The following is a 22,280-nucleotide window of genomic DNA, read 5'->3' on the forward strand; positions in this document are numbered from 1 at the left end:
TATACTAACGGGCGCTCCGGGAGGAATTCCATAAACGATAGATCCCGATTGGAAAAAGTAAAGGTTCCGTTACTCCGTCCCCATCTCTTCGATCAGCCGGTTGATCCGTTCGCGGCGTTCGAGCAGCAGCGCGGGATCGCGGGGCATGTCCGTAAAGCTGAGCGGCGCGGCGGCTCCTTCGTCGAGCAGCTCCAGCGCGCGCTCCCGGCCGATCCGGCTCTCCAGCAGCTCCAACGCCCGCAGGTCCTGCAGCGCCTCGCGGAACACTTTGAGCCGGATCGATTCGACCGGCTGCCCGTCCTCGCCCGGATAGACGAGGAAGGCGTCGCCCGACGGGAACGCGCCTCCCGCGTCGGTCACGCGGTACGGGTCGATCTCCTTGCGGGAATATTGCGAGTACCAGAAGTTATAGCCCCAATGCAGGAACCCTTGGACGCCGAACTTATAGAATTGCCAGCCCGCGATCCGGTTGCGGACGGACGGCATGTAGAAGAACCGGTTCGACACGTCGCGGTACTGCGAGCAGCAATAGTACGTCCAAAGCGGCTCAACGCCGTTTTCCAAGAACGGTTCGATATGGTTGTTGGCCGGAATCGGCGTGCGCACGAGGCCACGCTCGTAGAAGGCGTAATCGGACAGAGCGTCGATGATCGGAAAATCCGCCAAATGCTCCTCGACCAATTCGCTCGCACTGCGGTAGCTGTCGAGATGGTTCGCGTTCGGCTCGTCCGAGACGTGGAAATAGCTGCACGAAGCCAATCCCTGAGCCCGGATAAACCGGACAAGCTCCGGCAGGAACTGTCCCAGAAACCCGGCATATTCCTCTCCGGCCGCATCCGTCTCCCATCCGAAAATCCGCCGCCGTTCTCCGTCGACTTCCGCGATGATCTTCGGCGCATGCTTCGCTCCCCATTGGGTGAACAAATGGGAAAATTCGAAATATCGCACGCCCAGACTCCGGCACAGCTCCACCCATCGAACCAGCCGGCCGAAGCCGAACTCGTACCGGTCGCCGCGGCGGACGACGTCCACGAGCTGCACGGTCGGGCGCTCCCCGCCGACCTCCGTGTCGAGCGGCGGCGTAAACAGCGGCGTCAGCAGCATGTTGACGCCGTGGCTTACGGCCGTTTTCACGTATGCGGCGATCAGCTTCCAATGCTCCTCGCTGAACACCTCCACTCCGTAATAGGTGGCGAGGCAGTCCGAATGGAACCACTCCGTATGCAGAAGCCGCTGCTCGGGCAGCTTCGCCGCAACGACCCGAAGCTCGAACGTCTCTTCGGCCGCCGTCTCGCCGGTCTCCGTCTCCAGACGCAGACGGATCGAATACGCGCCCGCCGGCAGGTCGTCCGGAACGTCGACCGACACCCAAATGGCTCGCCACTGGTTCGGGTAGACCGTCAGCCCATCATCCGGCAGCGGATAGAGCGGATCCGGGTACAAGCCGGGCGTCGTCCGCAGCACGAAATCGTCGGGATCCGCATAACAAGGCAGCTCGCTCGGAGCCAGGCCGACGGCCTTTAGCGTCAGATGGGGAGCAAGCTCCGATTCGGCGGCAACCTTCAGCTTGGGCGCTCGCTGCTTGGAACGGTAAGCCAGTTGGAACGAGAAAGACTCGCTGCGGAGCGCCGTCCCTTTGGCGTAAGCGGGATCGCGCAATTCCTCGTCCGGGAATACCTTCGACAAGGAGCTCAGCAAGCGAGAGTCGATCGAAAGGACGGCCGTGTCGCTCATCAGACTTTTCCTCCCGCGCCTTCCGCCGCTTCCCGGTAGCACTCCCAGCCGAGGTCCGGATAATCGGTAATGACGCCGGCGACTCCCGCCTGGATCAGCCGTTTCATCTCTTCCGCCTCATTGATCGTATACGGAAAATAGACGAGGCCGCGCTCGTCCGCTCCCTTCACCTTCTCCGGCGTGACGACGCCGTGCCAGGCGTGGAGGGCGTCGGTGCCGAAGCCCGCCGCGTAGTTCCAGGGCTCGAACAGGTTTTCTCCGTACAGAATGCCGGTCCGCACTTCCGGCGCCAGCCGCTTGACGAGCGCCAGCGAGTCGTGGTTGAAGCTGGACAGAATGACCTGGTCTTCCATGCCGTATCGGCGGATGACGGCGATGACCGCTTCCTCCATGCCGGGATAAGGCTCGGAGCCGAACTTCAGCTCCACGTTCAGGAACAGGTCCCGGCCCTTCGCCAATTCGAACAGCTCCTCCATGGCCGGAACCTTCTGGCCGCGGAACTCCTGGCCGAACCAGGAACCCGCGTCTTTCTCGCGGATTTCCGCGAAATCGAGACCCCGGATGCTCCCCGGCTCTCCGGTCGTCCGATCGAGCGTCGCATCGTGAATGAGCGCCAAGCGTCCGTCGCGGGTCAGATGAACGTCCGTCTCGATGCCGTTCGCCCCCAACTCGACCGCCCTCTCAAAAGCCGCCATCGTATTCTCCGGGCAAGTGCCCGAGGCGCCCCGATGCGCCATCACGAGAAACCGCTTCCCTTTCCGCCATGCGTTCACAACCGTTTCCTCCCGTCACTCTTTTGTTCGTCAAGTTCATAGCCCCATTCCTTCTTCACCTTACCATCGAAAACCTTTCCGCTCAATCCAAAATGAAGACAGAAGCGATTTTCGCGAAATAAGCCCAATGATCGCTGAAATGACACAATCGGGAGGCATCCGGCGGCGACGCCGCGCTTCAAAGACAAATCCCCCGGAACCACATTCGGATGCAGGCTCCCGGGGGATTTGAACTTATGGCGGGAAGAGGACAAACCCGCAGCGGCGAAGGCGTCAAAGCGCGCCGGATTACTCGGCGGCCCTCAGCTCCAGCAGCGCGTCGCGAAGCTCGGCGGCGCGTTCGAACTGCAAGCTCTTCGCCGCTTCCTTCATCTCGGCCTCCAGCCGCTGGATCAGCGATTGGCGCTCCTTTTTCGACATCTTGCCCACGTTCTCGGCGCCTGCCAGGTACGAGCTCTTCTGCTCCGCCACCTTCGTCGCTTCGATGACGTCGCGCACCTTCTTGCGGATCGTCTGCGGCGTGATGCCGTGTTTCTCGTTGTAAGCAATCTGAATGGCGCGCCGCCGTTCGGTCTCTCCGATCGCTTTCTCCATCGACTCGGTAATCTTGTCGCCGTACATGATGACCCGGCCTTCGGAGTTCCGCGCCGCGCGGCCGATCGTCTGGATGAGCGACCGCTCCGCGCGCAGGAAGCCTTCCTTGTCGGCGTCGAGAATGGCCACGAGCGATACTTCCGGCAAGTCCAGCCCTTCCCGCAGCAGGTTGATGCCGACGAGCACGTCGAACGTGCCGAGCCGCAGGTCACGCAGAATCGCCATCCGCTCCAGCGTATGGATGTCGGAGTGCAGATAGTTGACCTTGATGCCGACTTCCTTCAGGTAGTCGGTCAGGTCCTCCGCCATCTTCTTCGTCAGCGTCGTCACGAGCACGCGCTCGTCCTTCGCGATCCGCTCCCGGATCTCGCCGAGCAGATCGTCGATCTGCCCCTTCGTCGGCCGGACTTCGATGATCGGGTCCACGAGGCCGGTCGGCCGGATGATCTGCTGCACCATCGTCGGGCAATGCTCCAGCTCGTACGGCCCCGGCGTCGCCGAAACGTAGATGAGCTGGCCGGCCTTCTGCTCGAACTCCTCGAACTTCAGCGGCCGGTTGTCCTTCGCGGAAGGCAGCCGGAAGCCGTGCTCGACGAGCACCGTCTTGCGCGCCTGGTCGCCGTTGTACATGGCGCGGATCTGCGGCAGCGTCGCATGGGACTCGTCGATGACGATGATGAAGTCCTTCGGGAAGAAGTCGAGCAGCGTATAAGGCGTCTCTCCCCGTTCCCGGAACGTCAACGGGCCCGAATAGTTCTCGATGCCGGAGCAGAAGCCCATCTCCGCCATCATCTCCAGGTCGTAACGCGTCCGCTGCTCCAGCCGCTGCGCCTCCAGCAGCTTGCCGGCCTCGCGCAGCTCGGCCAGCCGCTCCTCCAGCTCGCGCTCGATATTGACGAGCGCCACCTTCATCTTCTCCTCGGCGGTCACGAAGTGAGACGCCGGGAAGATGGACACGTGCTCGCGGTCCGCTACGATCTCGCCGGTCAGCGTGTCGATCTCGCAAATCCGCTCGATCTCGTCCCCGAACAGCTCCACCCGGATCGCCCGGTCCCCCCGCGACGCCGGGAAAATCTCCACCACGTCGCCGCGCACCCGGAACGTGCCGCGCACGAAGTTCAAGTCGTTGCGCTGGTACTGGATATCAACCAGCTTGTGCAGGATGTCGTTGCGCGACCGCTCCATCCCGACCCGCAGGCCGAGCCGCAAGTCGCGGTACTCCTCCGGCGAGCCCAAGCCGTAAATGCACGAGACGCTCGCCACGATGATGACGTCCCGCCGCTCGAACAGCGCCGACGTCGCGGAGTGGCGCAGCTTGTCGATCTCCTCGTTGATGCTCGAATCTTTCTCGATATACGTATCCGTAGACGGAATGTACGCCTCCGGCTGATAATAATCGTAGTAGCTGACGAAGTATTCGACCGCATGGTCGGGAAAAAACTCCTTCAGCTCGCTGCAAAGCTGAGCCGCCAGCGTCTTGTTGTGCGCGATGACCAAAGTCGGCCGATTCGCCTCGGCGATCGTGTGCGCAATCGTGAACGTCTTGCCCGTGCCGGTCGCCCCGAGCAGCGTCTGATGGCGGGCTCCGGCCTTCAGTCCCTCGGTCAGCCGGCGAATCGCTTCCGGCTGGTCCCCCTGGGGCGAATAATCGGATACGACTCGCATCTTCGCCGCCCCGTACTGCTGCACCATCTCCGACATCGGTCGGCACCTCCGTTTTCGCGCGAATATACGTTCCCGTCTATTATAACGATTTCCCCGAAGCGCGTCAAAACGAAACCGGCTATCGCCACAAAAAGGAAAGGATAGGCCGAATATTCAACATCCGGTATAATGAATCTCATAAAGGGTTAACCGCCTTAATCCCGGGAGGTCGAGAAATGGGACTGTTTTCGTTTATTAAAGGCCAATTTATCGAAGTCATCGAATGGCTGGACGACGCCGGTTCGATGGTCCACCGCTTTCCCGCGTACGACAACGCCATCAAGATGGGGGCCAAGCTGGTCGTGCGCGAGTCGCAGGCGGCCGTGTTCGTCAATGAAGGGCAGATCGCCGACGTGTTCGGCCCCGGCACGTATACGCTGAGCACGCAGAACATGCCGGTCCTGACCGCCTTGAAGTCCTGGAAATACGGCTTCAACTCGCCGTTCAAAGCCGACGTGTTCTTCGTCGGTACCGCCAACTTCACCGACCTGAAGTGGGGAACGACCAATCCGATCATTCGCCATGACGGCGAGTTCGGCATCGTCCGGCTCCGCGGCTTCGGCACCTATTCGGCGAGAGTGAAGGACCCGGGCTTGTTCCTGAAGTCGCTGATCGGCACGCGGAGCGATTTTACGACCGACCAGATCTCCGGCTTCCTCAAGTCGATGATCGTAACCTGCATCACCGACCTGCTGGGCGAATCCAACATACCGATCGCCTATCTCGCCGCCTCTTACGAGGAGCTTAGCGAATCCGCCATGGACCGGGTGCAGCCCGGATTCGAGTCCATGGGGCTCGAATTGACGCTGCTCCTGATCGAGAACATCTCTCTCCCCGATGAAGTGGAGAAAGCGATCGACCGCCGCTCCGCGATGGGCGTCGCCGGCGATCTGGATCAGTATATGAAGTTCCAGACGGCGGAGGCGATCCGCGAGGCGGCGAGCAACCCGAACGCGGGCGGAGCCGGGATGGGCGCGGGCTTCGGCGCGGGCATGGGCATGGCGCAGGTCATGGGGCAGATGATGAACCGGCCGGGGGAAAATCACGCGCCCGCTCCGTCAAACGGAGCTCCGGGAACGGCGGGAAGCGGCACGATCAGCCGGACGGACGGAACAGGCGGCGCGGGCGGGCACGCGGAGAATGTCCCAGCGGCGTCCGCGGATGCAGCCGCGGGAACCGTCCCGTGCGGCCAATGCGGCACCGCGCTGCTGCCGTCGCAGAAATTTTGCCCGGAATGCGGCACGCCGCGGCCGCAGAAACGGTTTTGCGCCGAGTGCGGCGAAGCGCTGGCGGACAGCGCCAAATTTTGCCCGAACTGCGGAACGAAGGTGTAGCGGACCATGACGACCGACGCGCAAACGGCCGCGGCCCCCGTATCGTTCCCTTGTCCGGGCTGCGGCGGCTCGATGAGCTTCGACGCCGACAGCCAGAAGCTGAAATGCGCTTACTGCGGCGGCGAACGGGAGATCGCCGCCTCGCTCTCCCGGCCGGTGGAGCACGAGATGGATTCCAACGAGGAAACCAGCCCCGGGCTCACCGATTGGGGCGTCAAGCAGCAGGTGATCCGCTGCGAGAGCTGCGGCGGCGAGAGCCTGATCCCGGCGCTGCAGACCGCGGCGGCATGCGCTTTTTGCGGCTCCCCCAAGGTGCTCGCGCAAGGCGACGTGGCGAGCATTCGGCCGGAGACGGTCATCCCTTTTCAACTGAACCAGCAAGAAGCGGCAACGGCCTTCACCGCATGGAAGCGCAAGCGCTGGTTCGTTCCGAACGCGTTCAAGAAGGGAAGCGTCGCCTCCAAGCTGACGGGAATCTATATCCCTTACTGGACGTACGATTCGGATACCTCTTCCGCCTATACGGCCGAGCGAGGCGACTACCACTACCGGACGGAGACCCGAACGCGGGTGGTGAACGGCAAAACGGAAACGTACACCGAAACGGTCCGCTATACGGTCTGGCACCGGGTGGGCGGGCATTACGACCGATCGTTCGACGACGTCATCGTTCCGGCGTCCCGGCAGTACGACGGCGAGCTGCTCGAGAAGCTGGGCAATTTCGAGCTGGAGAAGCTGATCGGCTACAAGCCGGAGTATCTCAGCGGCTTTATCGCCGAGCGATACTCCATCGGCCGGAAGGACGGCTGGGATCGGGCGCGAAGCAAGATCGACGCCGCGCTGGAGAGCGAGATCCGGAACGAGATCGGCGGAGACGAGATTCGCGGGCTGGCCGTGCAATCGAGTTATTACAACCGCACTTATAAGCATATTCTGCTGCCGGTATGGAATGCCCGCTATACGTTCAAAAATAAACCGTACCGCTACATGGTCAACGGCCAGACCGGCCTCGTCTCCGGCCATGTGCCCCGCAGCGCCGTCAAAATTACGCTTTTCGTCCTGCTGTGCGTTGCCGCCGCGCTGGTCGCCTTGTACCTGTACGGCGAATACGGTTCCTCCTGACCGCCCTTGCGCCCGCTCGGCGCCACGGCCCGGGGCGGGTGCGCGAATCGAATTCGACCGCGCATCCGCCTCTTGCAACAGAACGACATGGAGGTTAAACTATATTTAGATGTTTATCTAAATATCGAATTGCGTTGCCGAAGGAGGCGCCCTTTCCGTGAACGATACATTCAAGGCGCTGTCCGACCCGACGCGCCGACAGATCATTCAGCTGCTCAAGGAGCGAGATTTGTCCGCCGGCGAGATCGCGAACCATTTTTCCATCTCCAAGCCGAGCATCTCGCATCACTTGAACATTCTGAAGAACGCCCGCCTCATTCAGGACGAGCGTCAAGGACAAAGCATCGTTTATTCCTTGAACACGACCGTCATCCAGGAAGCGCTGGGCTGGTTCCTGAACATGATCGGTTCGAAAGGAGAGCAGTGACGCCATGACAAACGAAACCTCTACCGACCCGAAGACGTTTCCGCTTTGGAGCAAGCAAGATACGTGGCTTCTCCTGCTGAACGCCGCGCTGGTCGCCGTTGCCTTCCTCCTGTTCAATCACCGGCTGCCGGATACCGTCTCCGCTCACTTCAACCGCTTCGGAGAACAGGACCGCACGATGTCCAAAGGGACCTTCTGGGTTTTCTACTCGGTGCTGAACATCGCGCTTCCGGCCGCCATGACGTTCACCCGAAGGCTGGACCCTCGCCGGGAGCATTACGAGAAATTCCGCGGCTACTTCGTGCTGATCCGTTGGGCCCTCAGCCTGTTCCTGCAATTGATGTTCTGGATGATCATCCTGTACGATCTCGGCTACTCGGTCTCCATATCCAAATTCATTCTGGGAGCGATGGGCGTCCTGTGGGTCGTGCTGGGCAACCGGATGGGACAGGTGAAAAGCAACTATTTCATCGGAATCCGCAATCCGTGGACGCTCTCCGACGACGAGATTTGGAGGCAAACGCACCGGCTCGGCGGCAAGCTGTGGTTCGTCACCGGCATTCTGATGTTCGCGCTCGTCTGGTTCGTTCCGTCCGGCTGGGCGGTCTTCGTCCTGCTGGCGGGCGCCGCGGTCAGCGGCCTGATTCCGTACGGCTACTCCTATCTGCTGTACGCCCGGAAGAAGGGCGCCTGATCCTGAAAATCATGCAAAAAGCGGAGGGATCCTGAGGATTCCCCCGCTGCAGAAATGATGCCCTGAATTCGGAGCCTGGCGTACGGCTCATCCCTCGCCAATCAGCTTGAGACCGGCGGCGGATGCGACCACCAGCGCCAGGAAGAAGATCCGCAGCGGCTGCCGCGATTCTCCGTAGAACAGCATGCCGGCCACCGTCGCGCCGACCGTGCCGATCCCCGTCCAGATCGCATAGGCGGTGCCCATCGAGATGGAGCGGATCGCGACGGTCAGCAGCAGCAGGCTGGCGGTAAATCCGGCTCCGATCAGCAAGCCGGACGCCCACCCGGGGCGCCGGTTCCAGCGGTTCAGCCCAAGCACGCCCGCGACTTCTCCGAGGCCGGCGAAAATAAGCGCAATCCAGGCCATTACGAATTCCCCTCCTTCTCGCCGGCACCGCTGCCGGTCGTCATCTTCAATCCCGCGATGCCGCATACCATGACGGCGACCAGGATCAGCTTGCCCGCGCTGAGCGGAACGCCGAAAAACACCGACTCTCCCAGCACGGTGCCCGCCGCCCCGATGCCGGTAAACGCCGCGTACGCGGTCCCGATCGGCAGCACGCGAGTCACGTACATCAGCATATAGAAGCTGAAAATCAAGGCGGCCGCCGTGAGCGTCCAGGTCCAGACGCTATCGGCATGCTTGAGGCCGGATACCCATCCGATCTCGCTCAAGCCGGCTACGACCAGCAATAGCCAATGGCGGGTCATGGCTTCACCTCCCCTTCCAGTCTGTCCTAAACCCCGGATAAAGCCCCGAACGGTGAACAAATCCCCCAAAAGTGACGTGATGCTCTGAAGTTAAATCCGATTCCTTTTGGGGGAGCCCCCGATATGAATCCCCCAAAAGTGAAGTGATGCTCTGAAGTTAAATCCGATTCCTTTTGGGGGAGCCCCCGGTTATCCACAGGAAATTTAATCGCATAATTTCCTATAAAAATGCCCGAGAGCATCTCCGGGCGACTGCGCTGCGTGTTCCGCTGCGCCGTGTCGCCTTCGCGATACTCCCGGGCTTTTGTCCCTCCGTGTACGCGGCCGCCCCGTGCGGTCGCGCGTTCCCTCTCGGTCCAGACCGGATCCGGCTCGCACGGCCGAATCTCGCGGAACCCTAGGGAACCGTTCGTGTCGTCTCATCCTATCAAAAGGCGCGCGAACCGTCAACTACTTCTTCGAGCCGCGCGGCGGCAAACCGGCCGGCAGCTCCCGCACGGCGTCTTCCCGTGCAGAAGCGGCGCCGGCCAGAGCGGATCTCTCGGTCGCCTCCCCGTCCGGTTGCGCGGCGAGAGCGAGAACGCCCGCCCCCTCCTCGATGGCGGCCGCTTCCTCGGACGCTCCCGATGCGGCGCCCGCCGGCGCAGCCGCCGCCCGGGCGGGCAGCGCCGGAGCGTTCCGCCGCCGGCGAGCCCCCGCCCGCTGCAGCCCTTGCCATACCGAAGCCGCACGCGGCGCGGCCACCCAATCGGCTTCCTCGTCCGGCGCCAGGATCAGCCCCAATTGATGATGCTCGCCCTCGTAGCGCGCCCGCTGCACAAACTTCACGTGCCCTTCGCGGTTGGCGACCTCCAGCCGGCAGAACGCCGATTGCAGCTGAAGCGCATCGTGCAGCTGCTCCTTGCTTCGCACCTTGGCTCCGTTCGCCTTTACGATCCGCTCGCCGGGCATGAGCCCCATCTCTGCAGCCGGCGTGCCAGGCAGAACGGCGAGCACCGTCAGCCCCCTGCCGTCCTGCACGTAGACCGGCTGCCGGCCCGCCTCGCGCCACCGCCCCCACAGCAGCAGCCCCTCGTGCAGAGCAAAGGCGGCGAGCGCCGCCGCGATCGTCAGCGGCTTCCAATACCAGGATCCGGCGGCCAGAGCCGCGACGACAACGCCGTACGCGATCAGAGAGCCGCCGGTATCGCGGGCCTTGCTCTCCGGCCAGCGCGTCTCCGTCCGGTCGCTGAATCCAAGCAGCACCGGAAAAGCGGCGAAGCTCCAGGCGGCGACGGAAGCGCCGCCGCCGAGCAGCCCGGACAGCGGCGTCCACGGAAGGTCGAAGCCGCCCCCGCTTCCCGCCGCCGGCAGCAGCCACAGCAGCGGCACCGGCCAGACGCCGGACAAAGCGTACGCCCCGACCGGCTTGCCCCGCTTTCCTTCCAGAAAGAGCGGCATCGCGAAGCGCGCGCCCTGCCAGCGGACAAGCAAGCCTTCGGCGACGTGAAGCAGTCCCGCAAGCAGCAGCAGGCCGGGAACGTCGATCCCGAGCAGCGCCTTGACGACCGCCCCGTCCGTCTCGGAGACGCCGGCCCACGTCATCGCGCATTGCACGACGCCCAGCGCTCCGGCCGCATAGGCGATGCAAATATAGCGCAGCCGAACGAGCGCCAGCACGATCATCGCCGCCCAGACGCAAGCCAGCGTCTGCTGGTCGAGCCGGGCGCCGACGCCAAGCCCGAGCAGCGAGATGAGCAGACCGACGGCGATGCCGGCCCCCGTGCGCTGCAGGGCGACGACCAGCGAGGCGTGCAGCCGAACGTGGAACAGCCGCCGCTGCAGCGTCGAAGCTTGCTTGGCGTGCCACCAGGCGAACAGAATCGCCATATACAGAAAAGGCAAGGCGAGCATGCCCAGCGCGGCATGACCCGCCTCCCGCAGTACGTCCCAGAGAGGATTCATGCAGACCGTCCCCTTTCGTAAGCCTTTTACATATTCGACAAGGGACTTGGAAATCCTCCCGACAGATTTTGGTCGTCCGCCCGGTCAGAGCCCGGCCAGCTCCAGCGCTTCGGCCTTCGCGGCCTGCCATTGCGCGTCGTTGTCCGGATCGCGCAGCACTTCGATCAGCGCGGCCTCCAGCTTTTCCGCCGTCTGCTCGTCGACGACGCCCGTCTCCGGCAGCTTCATCCCGCGCTGGAACTCGCGCACCGACTGCTCGGTTGCGGCGCTGAAGTAGCCGTCCTTCCGGTCCGCGGGCAGACCGACCCCTTCCAGCATAAGCTGAAGGTTGCGCACATCGTCTCCCGTCTCGTCCCGCGACAGCTTCCGGTCCATCGGCAGCGAGACCGCAGAGTAATAATCGGGCTCGCCGACAACCGTATCCGGCCGGATTCCTTGCCCGTTAATCCAGGTACCGTCGGGGAGGAGCCACTTGGATACGGTCAGCTTCATCAGGCTGCCGTCCCCGAATTCCTGCTCGAAGCTGACCTGCACCGTTCCCTTCCCGTACGTCGTCGTGCCGACGAGCGTCGCGCCGGCCGATTGGCGCAGCGCGCCTGCAAGAATCTCCGCAGCGCTCGCGCTTTCCCCGTTCACCAGAACGACGAGAGGATACGTCTTGGCTTTGCCCGGCATGCCGCTCGCCATCTTCGTCTCCCGCTTGCCTTCCGCGTCCTCGTCGATGACGATCGTCCGGCCGCTCGGAATGAACAGCTCCGCCACCTCTTCGACGGAAGCGACGACGCCTCCCGGGTTGTTGCGAACGTCGATCACGAGCGCCTTCATGCCGCCTTTCTCGAGCGATGCCAGCTCCTGTTCGACCAGCTGCGGCGTGTCGAACGTAAATTGCGTGATTTTCAGCCAGCCGACGCCGTCGTCCAGTTCGCCGCTTACCGTCTGGGCGGCGATCAGGTCCCGTACGAGCTCCAGCTCCAGCGGCTCGGCGACGTCGGACCGCTGAACCCGAAGCTTCGCCTTTGTCCCCTTCGGCCCGCGAATCTTCGCGACGGCATCCTGTAGGCTGAGTCCTTCCAGGCTCTGGCCGTTGACCGACAGCACGATGTCCTGCTCCTTCAACCCGGCGCGATCCGCCGGCGTTCCCTTCATGACCTTGCTGACGATAAGCTTGCCGTCCAGCAGATCAAGCTTCGCGCCGATGCCGGAAAAGCTTCCTTGCACCGAATCCGTAAAACCGCTGGCTTCCTCTTGCGAATAATAAGCCGAAAACGGGTCGTTCAGCGCCGAGACCATTCCCGAGATCGCCCCGTCTATCAGCTTGTCCGGATCGGCAGTCGTCAGCGAACGGCTGCGGATCAGCTCATAGGCTTCGTTCAGCTTGGACAACTCCCCGGCACTGAGCCCGACGCCGGACGTCTCGCCCGAGGATCGGGCCGCCTCCGTGACGGCGGGCTCGCTCGCCGGCAAAGGCGCATGCAATCGATCCGCCAAGGCCAAGGCGCCAAGCGTGGCGCCGGAGGCCCCGACCGCCGCCAAAACGGCGATCGCCGCTACCGTACGACCCCGGAACTTCAAGATCGCTCACCTTCTCTTCTTTCATCTTCCCTATGCTATGAATCCTTTTCCAACTGTATCCTTAATCGCAAAATGATTCCGGTTCCGAATGGCAAAACAGCCGTCTTCTTCGCATCCTCTCCGCATGAGTGGGACCCGGGAGCGACGCGCCGGAAGCGGCTGTCTCGCTTGATGGCGGCTCGGTCTGGCTACTTCAAACCTAAATACGGCGCGGGATTCACCGGGGTTTCGTTCTTGCGGACTTCGAAGTGAAGATGGTACCCCGTCGCGGTGCCGGTCATGCCGACCAACCCGATGTTTTCGCCGCGCTTGACCGTTTCGCCCTTCTTGACCAGTATCTTGTTCAAGTGGCCGTACAGCGTCCATAGTCCGCCGCCGTGGTTGATGATAATGCAGTTGCCGTATCCGCTCCAAGTTTGGGCGACGATGACGACGCCGGACTCGGCGGCATAGACGGGCGTATTCTTCGGAACGGCCATATCCATGCCCGTGTGCAGCTTGTTCTTCTCCCCGGTCACCGGATGGGTGCGGTAGCCGAACGGAGAGGAGAGGCGCCATTTGGCTTTCAACGGCATTCCCAATTGGCCGCCCTTATAGTAGTTTTTGATCTGGTTTTTCTGCTCGAGCAGCTTCGAATACTGCTTGCCGAATTCGGTGATCGCCTTCTCGGCTTCGTCGCTGATGTCCTCGGTCTCTTCGATCTGCTCGTTCAGCTTCGAGACCATCACTTCTTTGGACTGTTCGTTCAGCTCCAACGCGGCCTTCCGGTCCGCCAACTCGGAGTAGAGCGATTTGACGTTGCTCAGCTCGCTCTCCACCTGAGCCTTCTTGTCGGCGACGATCGCCTTGTACTCCTCGCTCTGCTTGAGCACCTGCTTGTCCTGCTTCGTAATGGACTGAAGCGCGTCGAAGCGGGTAATGAAGTCAGTGAAGCTGGTCGAGCTGAGCAGCACGTCCAGATAGGACACCGCTCCGTTCGTATACATGAGGCGAATGCGGGACTGCAGCATCTCGTCGCGCGTCTGCCGCTGGTTCTCCGCATCCTCCAGTTCCTGCGTCGTCTGGAGAAGCTTCGCCTGCGCCGCGTCTACTTTTTTCTGGGTCGCGTCCAGGTCGTTCCCGGCCTTGTCGATCTGCGCCATCAACGTCGCAATGTCCGCCTTGGTCGCTTCCTTCTTGGCAGACAACGCCTTGTTGTTCTGTTCGGCGTTTTTCTTGTCTTCGGCGGCCTGATCCATCTGCTGCTGGAGTTCCTTGATCTGTCGCTCGATCTTCTGAAGCTGCGTCTCCGCATGACCGTTATTCGGATGAACGAGGAAGGCGGCGGCGACCAGCATCGCCAGCACGCCAAGCAGTTTGCGTTTCAAAAGGGGCCTCCTTCCGGCGTATTACACCTTCAAATATTTGCGCACCGACACGGTGCTTCCCCAAATGCCGAGCAGCGCGCCCAGCACGAGCAGCGTTCCGGCGATAAAGCCGCCCACATCCTGCATGCTGGCAAATTTAATGAGCATCAGCCCGAGATCGTACTGTGTCGTACGGATGAGCCAGGAATAGCCGTACAGAAGAATCGCGCTCGTCACCGCCGCGCCGAAAACGCCGATCAGCACGCCTTCCACGAAGAAAGGCCAGCGAATGAAGCTGTTGGTCGCCCCGACCAGCTTCATGATGGCGATCTCGCGGCGGCGGGCCAGAATCGTCATCTTGACCGTCGTCGAGATGAGGAACATTGCCATCACCGCGAGCCCGGCGACGACGATCAGGCCGACGTTCCGCACCGCGTTCGTAATTTTGAACAGCTTCTCGACCGTCCCTTGGCCGTATTTAACCCCGAGGATCGGCTGGTCCGCGTCGCTCGCGTTGATCGCCTGGATCTGCTTCGCCACGTCGGCGACCTTCTGCGGATCGAACACTTCGACGTCGAAGGCGTCGGGAAGCGGGTTGTTCTCGTTCTCGTAGCCGTCGAGCGCGCTCTGGGCGTCCGGGTCCAGGTTCTCCTTCAGGCGCTGAAGTCCTTCCTCCTTGGAGACGAAGGTCACCTTCTTCACCTCGGGAATGCGGCCGATCTGCCGATTGATGTCGTCGATCTTCGCTTGCTCGGTGCCGAGCTGCAAGTAGACGCGAATCTCGACCTGGTTCTCGATCTGGCTGGCCAGCTTGTCCACGTTTAAAGCGAGGATCATAAAAACGCCCAGGATGAAAAGCGATACGATGATCGAGCCCATCGAAGCGAACGACATCCAGCCGTTCCGGAACACGTTCTTCGTGCCTTCGCGGATATGCCGGACGAGGGTGCTAAATCTCATAGCCGTACTCCCCTCTAGGCTCGTCCCTCACGATGGTTCCGCGCTCGATGGCGATGACGCGTTTGCGCAGCGTGTTCACGATCTCTTTGTTGTGAGTGGCCATGACGATGGTCGTGCCGCGAAAATGAATCTCCTCCAGCAGCTTCATAATGCCCCAGGACGTCTCCGGATCGAGGTTCCCCGTCGGCTCGTCGGCGACGATGACCGAAGGATTGTTGACGATCGCGCGGGCGATCGCGATGCGCTGCTGTTCGCCCCCGGAGAGCTGCGCCGGCACGCTGCCCGCCTTGTGCTTGAGGCCGACCAGGTCGAGCACTTCCATCGTGCGGCGGCGGATCTGGCGTTTGGACGCCTCGATTACTTCCATCGCGAACGACACGTTCTCGTAGGCGGTCAGCTTCGGCAGCAGGCGGTAATCCTGGAACACGACGCCGATGTTGCGGCGGACATAGGGAATTTTACGTTGCTTCAGCTTGCCTATATTGAACCCATTGACGGATAATTGCCCTTTGCTCGGCACTTCCTCGCGGTAGATCAGCTTCATGAACGTCGACTTGCCGGCGCCCGAAGGGCCGACGATGTAAACGAATTCGTTGCGGTCGATGACCACGTTGACGCTTTGCAGCGCGACAGTGCCATCGGGATAGGTCTTCCAGATGTCGTGCATTTCAATCACACAGGATCACTTCCCATTCGGATTCGACTTTAGATACTTCGACATCATGCCTGAAATTCCTTTCTTTGTCGATCGGTCTTCCGGGGCCGGAAAAGGCACTTTTTGCCGTTTTGAGGCCTATGGAACGAGGATTCGCCGAAAGTAAGAAATTTTTAATCTGGCAAGCGTCATCCGTCCCGCAACTTTCGACCCACACCGCCCGGGGCCGAGCGCCCAACGTCTGTGCTCCTCTTTCACGCGATGGCGTTCTCTCTCCCCAGAAAAAAAGCGCCCCCATCGCCGCCAGTAATAGCGGAGATGGGGGCGTTCATGTCGTACGGACCGCGGTTTACTTGCTCTTCGCTTCGTATTCCGTTACCCAAGATTGGGTGCGGGCCAGTTCGGCTTCGGCGCGCTCGATCGCGGCGGCCACTTGCGGCGAAGCCGTGCCGCCGTAAACGTTGCGGGCGTTGACGACGTTCTGCGGCTGCAGCACCTGGTAGATGCGATCGTCGAACAGCGAGGAGAACTGCTTGAACTCGTCCAGCGTCAAGTCGAGCAGGAACTTGCCGTTCTCGATGCAGTACAGCACCGTTTTGCCGATGACTTCATGCGCCTGGCGGAACGGCAGCCCTTTGCCCACGAGGAAGTCGGCGATGTCGGTCGCGTTCGAGAAGTCTTGGTCGACCGCGCGGCGCATCTTGTCCTTGCGCACCTTCATCGTCTCGATCATCGGCGCGAACAGCTGCAGGGCGCCCTGAAGCGTGCGAACCGTGTCGAACATGCCTTCCTTGTCTTCCTGCATGTCCTTGTTGTACGCGAGCGGAAGCGACTTCAGCACGGTCAGCAGCCCGACGAGATTGCCGTACACCCGGCCCGTCTTGCCGCGAACGAGCTCGGGCACGTCCGGGTTTTTCTTCTGCGGCATGATGCTGGAGCCGGTGCAGAACGCGTCGTCGAGCTCGACGAACTGGAACTCGGTGCTCGACCAGAGAATCAGCTCTTCGCTCAAGCGAGACAGATGCGCCATGATGAGCGACGCGCCGGCGAGAAACTCGACGATGAAGTCGCGGTCGCTGACCGCGTCCAGGCTGTTCTCGTACACGCGGCCGAAGTTCAGCAGCTTCGCCGTATATTGCCGGTCGATCGCGAACGTCGTGCCGGCCAGCGCGCCCGCGCCGAGCGGAAGCGCGTCGATGCGCTTGTAGCTGTCCTGCAGCCGCTCGATGTCGCGGCCGAACATCGCCACGTACGCCATCAGGTGGTGGGCGAACAGAATCGGCTGCGCGCGCTGCAGGTGCGTGTAGCCCGGCACGATCGTGTCGAGGTTGGCCTTGGCTTGTCCGATGAGCGCTTCCTGAAGCTTGGACAGCATGCCGACGAACTCCACGACGCGCTTGCGCAGGTACAAGTGCATGTCGGTTGCCACCTGGTCGTTGCGGCTGCGGCCGGTATGGAGCTTCCCGCCGACCGATCCGACTTCGTCGATCAGCGTCTTCTCGATGTTCATGTGGATGTCTTCGTCGGCGATCGAAAACTCCAGCTCCCCGCGCTGGATGCGGTTGCGGACTCTCATCAGCCCTTCCTTGATCGTCTCGACGTCGGCGGCGGGCAAGATGCCGCAGTGCCCGAGCATCGAGACATGGGCGAGGCTGCCCTGAATGTCCTCTTCGGCCAGCTCCTTGTCGAACAGGATCGATGCCGTGTATTCCTCTACCAGTTGGTCGGTTTTCTTCGTAAACCGGCCCCCCCAAAGCTTGCTCATCTCGCGTAAACTCCCTTCGCTTCGACAATCTCGCGGCCCTTCTCGGCCTATCCGGCCGCCACGAAGCGGTTTTGATTTGATTTCGGACGACATTCGGCCCGGTCGGCCAATATACGGCGGAATTAATCTGATTTCAGACTAACTTCCGCCCATCCAGCCAGCACGCGACGGATTTGATCTGATTTCAGACTAACTCCTGCCTATCCAGTCGGCACGCGACGGATTTGATCTGATTTCAGACTAACTTCCGCCCATCCAGCCGGCAGACGACGGAATTAATCTGGTTTCAGACTAACTCCTGCCTATCTAGCCGGCACACGACGGAATTAATCTGATTTCAGACTAACTCCTGCCTATCCAATCGATACGCGACTGAATTGATCTGATCTCAGACTAAATTGGGTCTGGCCACGTGGTAGCGGCGAATTTAGTCTGATTTCAAACGAACTCCTGATTCTGACGTCTCGTCTCGTCTCATCTCGTCCCGCCACGCCACGCCATACATGCGAACATGCCGGACGACGCCTCCAAAACGCCAAAGCGGGAGCGCCGCGGCGCTTCGCAACGCTCCCGGCACTCCCTGGCTATGCGCGCAGCCCGTTCCAGGCTGCCTTCGCCCCGTTTTATTGGTCCAGTCCGGACGCCCCGTTCACGCCCGACGACACTTTCAGACGCAGCGCGTTGAGGCGGATGAAGCCAGTCGCGTCGCCTTGGTCGTAAGCCTGCGTCGGGTCCGCTTCCATCGTCGCGATGTTCGGGTTGTACAGGCTGACCGGGCTCTTCAGGCCGGCGGCCATGACGTTGCCTTTGTACAGCTTCAGGCGCACGGTGCCGGTAACGTTCTTCTGGCTCTCGGTGACCAAAGCCTGAATCGCCAGGCGCTCCGGCGCGAACCAGAAGCCGTTGTACACGAGCGACGCGTACTTGGAGATCAGCGAATCGCGCAGGTGCATGACGTCGCGGTCCATCGTCAGCGACTCCATCTTGCGGTGCGCGGCGAAAAGAATCGTGCCGCCCGGCGTCTCGTATACGCCGCGGCTTTTCATGCCGACGAAACGGTTCTCCACCATGTCGACGCGCCCGATACCGTGCTTGCCGCCGAGCTCGTTCAGCTTCTCCATGACCGCCAGCGGGGACAGCTTCTGGCCGTTGATCGCGACGCAGTTGCCCGCTTCGAAGTCCAGTTCGACGTACTCCGCTTGGTCCGGAGCCTGCTCCGGCGAGACGCTCAGCACGTACATGTCCTGCACGTCGGACGCGCTCGAATCGAACCAAGGATCCTCCAGCATGCCGCTCTCGAAGCTGATGTGCAGCAGGTTGCGGTCCATCGAGTACGGCTTGGCCGCGGACGCCTGCACGTTAATGCCGTGCTTCTCGGCGTAGGCGATCATCTCGGCGCGGCCCGGGAACGCGGCGCGGAACGCTTCGTCGCGCCAAGGCGCAATTACCTTGATGTCCGGCGTCAGCGCGGCGGCCGTCAGCTCGAAGCGCACTTGGTCGTTGCCCTTGCCGGTCGCGCCGTGCGCGATGGCGGTGGCGCCTTCCGCGCGGGCGATCTCGACCATGCGCTTGGCGATCAGCGGACGCGCGATCGAGGTGCCGAGCAAGTATTGCCCTTCGTACAGCGCACCGGCCTGGAACATCGGATAAATGAAATCCTTGGCGAACTCGTCGCGCAGGTCGTCGATGTACACTTTGGAAGCGCCTGTCTTGATCGCCTTCTCCTCCAGGCCGTCCAGCTCTTCCTTCTGGCCGATGTCGGCGGTGAACGTAATGATCTCGGCGTCGTACGTCTCTTTCAGCCACGTCAGAATGACGGACGTGTCGAGACCGCCGGAGTAGGCGAGCACGATTTTTTCTTTTGCCATGGGAAAATGAACGCTCCTTCTTTATCCTGATTAGTTACGAATGGTTACATGATCGCGGCCATGATCGCTTTTTGCGCGTGGAGCCGGTTCTCGGCCTCGTCGAAAATGACCGAGTTCGGGCCGTCGATAACGCCCTCGCTCACTTCTTCCCCGCGGTGAGCGGGCAGGCAGTGCATGAACAGGTAGTCCTGCTTGGCGGATTGAACGAGCTGCTCGTTCACCTGATAATCTTTAAAAGCGCGCTCCCGCTCCTTCTGCTCTTCCTCGAAGCCCATGCTCGCCCATACGTCGGTGTAGACGACGTCGGCCCCTTCGATCGCTTCGCGCGGATCGCGCAAAATGTCGACTTTCGCGCCCGTATCGGACGCGAACTCGCGCGCGAGGCGCACCTGCTCGGGATCCGGATCGTACCCTTCCGGCGATGCGCTGGCGAAGTGCATGCCCAGCTTGCTCGCGCCCATCATCAGCGAGTGCAGCATGTTGTTGCCGTCGCCGATATAAACGACTTTGAGCCCTTCCAGCTTGCCCTTCTTCTCCAATACCGTCTGGTAGTCGGCCATCGCCTGGCACGGGTGGGATTGGTCGGACAGCGCGTTGATGACCGGAACGGTCGAAGAGCGCGCGAGCTCGACGACGTTGCGGTGTCCGAACGTCCGGATGATCATGCCGTCCAGATAGCGGGACATGACCATCCCGGTGTCGCGGATCGGCTCGCCGCGTCCCATCTGGATGTCGTTGCGGCTGAGGAACAGCGCCTGCCCTCCCAGCTGATACATGCCCACCTCGAACGAAACCCGGGTGCGGGTGGACGATTTCTCGAAAATCATGCCCAGCGTCTTGCCTTTAAGCGGCTGATAAAGCTCGCCGTTTTTCTGCTTGCGCTTTAAGTCGATCGCCAGGTTGAGCAGGTAGCGGAGCTCCTCCGGCTTGTAATCGGCAATGCCGAGAAAATCCCGGCCCTTCAAGCCGATCGCCAATTCTTCTACGTTAACGGTAGGAAACAAGGGGTTCCCTCCTTTAGGGGTTAATGGGTCGCGGCGGCCGCTTGTTCGGCCAGGACGGCGGAGATCAGCGACACCGCCTCTTCGATCTCCTCGGCGGTAACGAGCAGGTTCGGCAGCAGGCGCAGCACGTTCGGCCCGGCCGTAATGACGAGCAGTCCGCGCTGCTGCAGCTCGGCGACGATGCCGGCGACAGGGCCCGCGCACTCGATGCCGACAAGCAGCCCCTTGCCGCGCACGTCGACCACGTTCGGCAGTCCTTTCAGCGCCTCTTTCAGCCTGCCGACGAGCAGCTCGCCGGACGCCGCGGCGCGCTCCGGCGCCTTTTCCTGCAGCATCGTCTCGATCGTGGCGATGACGGCCGCGGTGGCGATCGGCGTTCCGCCGAACGTCGAGCCGTGCGAACCCGCCGCAAATGCCGGGACGAGCGGCGCTTTGGCCAGCATGGCGCCGACCGGGAAGCCGCTGCCGATCGCTTTGGCGAGCGTGAAAATATCCGGTTCGATGCCGTAGTGCTCGTAGGAGAACAATTTGCCGGTGCGGCCCATGCCGGTCTGAATCTCGTCCATAATCAGCAGCAGGCCGTGGCGGTCGCACAGCTCGCGAACGGCGGTCGCGAACGCCTGATCGACGATATGGACGCCGCCCTCCGCCTGGATCGTCTCCAGCAGGATCGCCGCCGTCTTGTCGGTAATGGCGGCTTCGACCGCTGCCAGATCGTTCAGAGGCACATGCACGAAGCCTTCCGGAAGCGGCAGAAAGCCTTCTTTCACCTTATCCTGGCCGGTTGCGGTCAGCGTCGCCAGCGTGCGGCCGTGGAACGACTGCTTGAACGCAATGATCTCGTAACGCCTGTTGCCAAGCACCTTCTGATGGTAGCGGCGGGCCAGCTTGATCGCCGCTTCGTTCGCTTCGGCGCCGCTGTTGCAGAAGAAGACGGCGTCGGCGCAGCTGTTGTCGGTGAGCAGCCGGGCCGCCTTCTCCTGGTTCGGGATATGGAACAGGTTGGATACGTGCCAGAGCTGGTCGAGCTGGTTCACGAGCGCGTTCTTGACCCGTTCCGGCACGTGCCCGAGACCCGTGACCGCGATGCCGGTCATGAAGTCGAGATATTCCTTGCCCTGATCGTCCCAGAGGCGGCTGCCTTTCCCCTTGACCAAAGTGATCGGATAACGCGCGTAATTGGGAAACAAACTGCTCATGCTTAAACTCTCCCCTCCAAAATTTAGTTTGCCCTTACTCCCGCACGATGCGGGTGCCGATGCCGCCTTCGCGGACGGCGCGGCTCAGCACGCGCGGCTCCGCTCCGTCGACGATGACGACTTCCCGCACGTCGCCGTGCAGGCATTTCATCGCGGCGCGAACTTTCGGAATCATGCCGCCGTAGATCTCGCCGCTTCCGATCATCTCTTCGATGTCGGCGAACGTGACTTGCGGCAGCACCTTCTTCTCGCCGTCTACCGTACGCATGATGCCGGGCACGTCGGTGACGACGATCATCGAATCGACGCCAAGCCGCGACGCGACCGCGCCGGCCGCCGTGTCCGCGTTGATGTTGTAGCGCTGGCCTTGCGCGTCGATGCCGATCGGCGCAATGACGGGCAAGTAGCCGAGGGCGACGACGCCTTCGATCAGCTCGGCGTTGACGCCGGCGACGTCGCCGACGAAGCCGATCTCGTCCGCATTGGCGACGGGCTGCGCCTCGATCAGCCGGCCGTCCGTGCCGGACAGGCCGAGCGCCTTGGCTCCGTTCTGTTGTAGCTTGCGGACGATCTCCTTGTTGATGCGCCCCGCCAGCACCATCTCGACGACTTCGAGCGTCGCCTCGTCGGTGACGCGCAGGCCGTTCACGAAGCGGCTCTCGATGCCGAGCTTGCCGAGCGTCTCGTTAATGGCCGGCCCGCCTCCGTGCACGATGACCGGCTGAACGCCGCTCTCCTGCAGCTCGCGCAAATCTTGAAAAAAAGCGTCCGGCAGCGCCGCGAGCGTGCTGCCTCCGCACTTCATCACGAATCGGTTCATGTCTTCCTTGCGG

19 protein-coding genes and 1 riboswitch are annotated in these 22,280 nt (G+C 61.9%); of the genes, 4 read left to right on the forward strand and 15 right to left on the reverse strand.

What is annotated here, in order from left to right:
• Nucleotides 1–69: 69 nt before the first annotated feature.
• The 3 genes from H7C18_RS14880 to uvrB form a co-directional block, all read right to left on the reverse strand.
• Nucleotides 70–1,734 carry a DUF4091 domain-containing protein gene (locus H7C18_RS14880; RefSeq protein ID WP_185129875.1) on the reverse strand — a complete coding sequence of 555 codons (1,665 nt, stop codon included), beginning with the start codon at nt 1,732–1,734 and terminating at the stop codon, nt 70–72.
• Entirely contained in the window at nt 1,734–2,471 is a 738-nt protein-coding gene (locus tag H7C18_RS14885; RefSeq protein WP_185129972.1) for a glycerophosphodiester phosphodiesterase, read from the reverse strand. The genes H7C18_RS14880 and H7C18_RS14885 overlap by 1 nt, the downstream gene beginning before the upstream one ends.
• A gap of 324 nt (nt 2,472–2,795) precedes the next feature.
• Nucleotides 2,796–4,793 carry an excinuclease ABC subunit UvrB gene (gene uvrB, locus H7C18_RS14890; protein WP_420481862.1) on the reverse strand — a complete coding sequence of 666 codons (1,998 nt, stop codon included), beginning with the start codon at nt 4,791–4,793 and terminating at the stop codon, nt 2,796–2,798.
• Nucleotides 4,794–4,981: 188 nt separating this feature from the next.
• On the opposite strand from uvrB, the gene H7C18_RS14895 reads away from it, so the two are divergent.
• The 4 genes from H7C18_RS14895 to H7C18_RS14910 all read left to right on the forward strand — a co-directional run bounded on the left by H7C18_RS14895 (nt 4,982) and on the right by H7C18_RS14910 (nt 8,382).
• Nucleotides 4,982–6,139 (forward strand): SPFH domain-containing protein, encoded by a 1,158-nt coding sequence (locus H7C18_RS14895; RefSeq protein ID WP_185129876.1) that lies wholly within the window; start codon nt 4,982–4,984, stop codon nt 6,137–6,139.
• A gap of 6 nt (nt 6,140–6,145) precedes the next feature.
• The gene (locus tag H7C18_RS14900) at nt 6,146–7,261 is read left to right on the forward strand and encodes a TFIIB-type zinc ribbon-containing protein (RefSeq protein WP_185129877.1); all 1,116 of its coding nucleotides are present in this window, start codon (nt 6,146–6,148) and stop codon (nt 7,259–7,261) included.
• A 157-nt stretch (nt 7,262–7,418) separates the two neighbouring features.
• Nucleotides 7,419–7,688 (forward strand): autorepressor SdpR family transcription factor, encoded by a 270-nt coding sequence (locus H7C18_RS14905; RefSeq protein ID WP_185129878.1) that lies wholly within the window; start codon nt 7,419–7,421, stop codon nt 7,686–7,688.
• A 4-nt stretch (nt 7,689–7,692) separates the two neighbouring features.
• The gene (locus tag H7C18_RS14910; RefSeq protein WP_185129879.1) at nt 7,693–8,382 is read left to right on the forward strand and encodes an SdpI family protein; all 690 of its coding nucleotides are present in this window, start codon (nt 7,693–7,695) and stop codon (nt 8,380–8,382) included.
• Between the two features lie 87 nt (nt 8,383–8,469).
• Here H7C18_RS14910 and H7C18_RS14915 read toward each other — a convergent pair whose 3' ends face one another.
• From H7C18_RS14915 to argB, 12 genes are all read right to left on the reverse strand, one after another.
• Nucleotides 8,470–8,790 (reverse strand): DMT family transporter, encoded by a 321-nt coding sequence (locus H7C18_RS14915; protein ID WP_185129880.1) that lies wholly within the window; start codon nt 8,788–8,790, stop codon nt 8,470–8,472.
• A complete protein-coding gene (locus H7C18_RS14920; protein WP_185129881.1) occupies nt 8,790–9,134 on the reverse strand; it encodes a DMT family transporter in 345 nt (114 codons plus the stop codon). The genes H7C18_RS14915 and H7C18_RS14920 overlap by 1 nt, the downstream gene beginning before the upstream one ends.
• A gap of 291 nt (nt 9,135–9,425) precedes the next feature.
• Nucleotides 9,426–9,546, reverse strand: a riboswitch (guanidine-I (ykkC/yxkD leader).
• A gap of 38 nt (nt 9,547–9,584) precedes the next feature.
• Nucleotides 9,585–11,078 (reverse strand): PDZ domain-containing protein, encoded by a 1,494-nt coding sequence (locus H7C18_RS14925; RefSeq protein WP_185129882.1) that lies wholly within the window; start codon nt 11,076–11,078, stop codon nt 9,585–9,587.
• Between the two features lie 84 nt (nt 11,079–11,162).
• Nucleotides 11,163–12,650, reverse strand: coding sequence for a S41 family peptidase (locus H7C18_RS14930; RefSeq protein ID WP_185129883.1), 1,488 nt, complete (start codon nt 12,648–12,650; stop codon nt 11,163–11,165).
• Between the two features lie 188 nt (nt 12,651–12,838).
• Nucleotides 12,839–14,017, reverse strand: a complete 1,179-nt coding sequence (locus tag H7C18_RS14935; RefSeq protein ID WP_185129884.1) for a murein hydrolase activator EnvC family protein — start codon at nt 14,015–14,017, stop codon at nt 12,839–12,841.
• A 21-nt stretch (nt 14,018–14,038) separates the two neighbouring features.
• Complete coding sequence (ftsX, locus tag H7C18_RS14940; protein ID WP_185129885.1) at nt 14,039–14,956, reverse strand: permease-like cell division protein FtsX; 918 nt, start codon at nt 14,954–14,956, stop codon at nt 14,039–14,041.
• Complete coding sequence (gene ftsE / locus H7C18_RS14945; RefSeq protein ID WP_185129886.1) at nt 14,946–15,632, reverse strand: cell division ATP-binding protein FtsE; 687 nt, start codon at nt 15,630–15,632, stop codon at nt 14,946–14,948. The genes ftsX and ftsE overlap by 11 nt, the downstream gene beginning before the upstream one ends.
• Nucleotides 15,633–15,960: 328 nt before the next feature.
• Nucleotides 15,961–17,376, reverse strand: a complete 1,416-nt coding sequence (argH, locus tag H7C18_RS14950; protein ID WP_185129887.1) for an argininosuccinate lyase — start codon at nt 17,374–17,376, stop codon at nt 15,961–15,963.
• A gap of 623 nt (nt 17,377–17,999) precedes the next feature.
• On the reverse strand, nt 18,000–19,244 hold the full coding sequence (locus H7C18_RS14955) for an argininosuccinate synthase (RefSeq protein ID WP_185129888.1): 1,245 nt from the start codon (nt 19,242–19,244) through the stop codon (nt 18,000–18,002).
• A gap of 44 nt (nt 19,245–19,288) precedes the next feature.
• Nucleotides 19,289–20,248: an ornithine carbamoyltransferase gene (gene argF / locus H7C18_RS14960; protein WP_185129889.1), complete on the reverse strand. Its 960-nt coding sequence runs from the start codon at nt 20,246–20,248 to the stop codon at nt 19,289–19,291.
• 20 nt (nt 20,249–20,268) lie between these two features.
• Nucleotides 20,269–21,447 (reverse strand): acetylornithine transaminase, encoded by a 1,179-nt coding sequence (locus H7C18_RS14965; RefSeq protein WP_185129890.1) that lies wholly within the window; start codon nt 21,445–21,447, stop codon nt 20,269–20,271.
• A gap of 34 nt (nt 21,448–21,481) precedes the next feature.
• Nucleotides 21,482–22,267, reverse strand: coding sequence for an acetylglutamate kinase (gene argB, locus H7C18_RS14970; protein ID WP_185129891.1), 786 nt, complete (start codon nt 22,265–22,267; stop codon nt 21,482–21,484).
• Between the last annotated feature and the right edge of the window lie 13 nt (nt 22,268–22,280).

It is taken from the genome of Cohnella zeiphila, from assembly GCF_014212055.1.
GTDB lineage: Bacteria > Bacillota > Bacilli > Paenibacillales > Paenibacillaceae > Cohnella > Cohnella zeiphila.